The organism is Sellimonas catena, from assembly GCF_027924685.1.
GTDB classification, from domain to species: domain Bacteria; phylum Bacillota; class Clostridia; order Lachnospirales; family Lachnospiraceae; genus Sellimonas; species Sellimonas catena.
On record NZ_BSBO01000086.1, the window covers coordinates 1 to 1,813 of the forward strand.

The following is a 1,813-nucleotide window of genomic DNA, read 5'->3' on the forward strand; positions in this document are numbered from 1 at the left end:
GTAAGGAATCCCATTCCGGTGTTACTAAACTTGAACACTCTTCGGGAGAGTTCTAATCCCCTCCAGTCAAACGCTCTGCAGAAGTGAGTTTGTGATCCAACATCAACTCCAACAATTAAAGTTTCACTTGTTACTTGCTTTAGTCTGTCATTCTGTGTTAAATTCATTTTGAACCTCCGGTTTATGATTGTTTTGTTTACATCCGCCAAGATGCAACTCAATCTTACCCTGAGGTTCTTTTTTATTCAATTGGCAATATTTCTGAATTACAGGAATGCTCCTTAGATTCATAGTACAATCATTTGTCTCAATACAACATTGTCCGAAAACGAGCGGTACTGTGTAGAAAAGGTTAAATGCATAATACTTAGGGATGAATAGAAATGGATATGAGGAAATAGAGTATTTTCTATTGCAATTATTACCTATAAGTAATATTATAAATAGATAAAGGAGAGAAATTGAATGTGGAGCTAGAAAAAATATGCGTAAAAGGAATTGAAAATACCTTTGCTATTTCAAGCGTAAAGAAGGAATTTAAAAAAGCAGTTGATGAACCTTGGAAAGATATTCCGCCATGGGAAAGATATCAAAAAAAGCTTATTCAAGATTTGGCAGTGCTGGAACAAGAAAAGGAACGGGCGATTGATCTGCCACAATTTGAAAAACTAACTGGTGTTGATAGATTATACAGTATCAGGCATCCCGAATCAAAGAAAAATGTAAGAATAATTTACATAATTGAAGAGGGAGCTGTAATACTATTAACAGCATTTTTGGAAAAAAACACGGGAGACTATCAAAGAGCGATTAAGACCGCTTTGCAAAGGATAAAATGGCTTGATAGCTAGAGAGAGAATAGAATCGGAGGATAGAATAATGGGAATTGCGGAAAAACTTGCAAATGCAAAAAAAACAAATTGGATTTCGGAAGGATTGTCAGAATCTGAAGTGAAAACGATTGTTGAGTTAGCAAAGATTTCTGCACAGATCGAGAGATGTAGACTTGAAATGGACATGACCCAAAAGGAATTTGCAGAATACATGGGCGTGACTCAAGGAATGGTTTCTAAATGGGAAGGCAGAGAGTATAATTTTACAGTGAAAGCATTAAATGATATTTGTCAAAAGCTTCATTTAGAATTATCTATTGCACTAGAAAAACCACTTGAGAAATCAGATTATTCGATTGTCAAATGGGATTCTGAGAGAGCGGAGAAGAAAAAAGTGAAAAGAGAATGGATATCATCATATTCTTTTGACAAGGAGGCGATTGCGTAATGAAATTTAACATAGTTGCGCCAGGTATAGAACTGGTTGGAGCAACAATCAAAAATCTTACTGTTAAGAATGATATAGTTGATATCGAAAAGGATGCAAAAAGAAGTTTTGGACTTACAATAAATGAACCATATTTTGAAACGGATGATAACGGTATCTTTTCTATAATGAATATTGATTTTGAAATTGAAGTTGAACAATCAGAAAAGCATAAATTCATAATGGAACTGTCACTGGAGGGAGCATTTCTTTCACAGGGAAGCATTAGTGAAAAGAAATTTAAGCAACTTGTAGCAGTGAATGGAGCGGCGGCCATTATTGGGATTGCAAGAGGGAAAATAGAAACACTTACGGCTAATATTTTTAATAACGGAAAAATTGTAATCCCTTTTGTAAATATAATTGATTATTATGATATTGGGGTCAAAAGCCTGTCTATAGCACCTTGAAAAGTTCATATATTTTGTAGTAAATACAAGCCGAAATGCTTCTCTTGCTGTATAATAGAGCTATCCTAGAAAAGAAGGTAATC

The 1,813-nt window shown here is 34.5% G+C and carries 3 protein-coding genes; all 3 read left to right on the forward strand.

All coding sequences use genetic code 11. The features are described 5' to 3' along the window. The first annotated feature begins 467 nt into the window (after positions 1 to 467). From Selli1_RS18105 to Selli1_RS18115, 3 genes are read left to right on the forward strand one after another with little or no spacing between them, the layout of a single operon-like run. Positions 468 to 851, forward strand: a complete 384-nt coding sequence (locus tag Selli1_RS18105) for a type II toxin-antitoxin system RelE/ParE family toxin (RefSeq protein WP_158099179.1) — start codon at positions 468 to 470, stop codon at positions 849 to 851. 28 nt (positions 852 to 879) lie between these two features. Continuing rightward, positions 880 to 1,281, forward strand: coding sequence for a type II toxin-antitoxin system RelB family anti-toxin (locus Selli1_RS18110; RefSeq protein ID WP_087168888.1), 402 nt, complete (start codon positions 880 to 882; stop codon positions 1,279 to 1,281). Beyond that, entirely contained in the window at positions 1,281 to 1,730 is a 450-nt protein-coding gene (locus Selli1_RS18115; protein WP_281874488.1) for a hypothetical protein, read from the forward strand. The genes Selli1_RS18110 and Selli1_RS18115 overlap by 1 nt, the downstream gene beginning before the upstream one ends. The last annotated feature ends 83 nt before the right edge of the window (positions 1,731 to 1,813 follow it).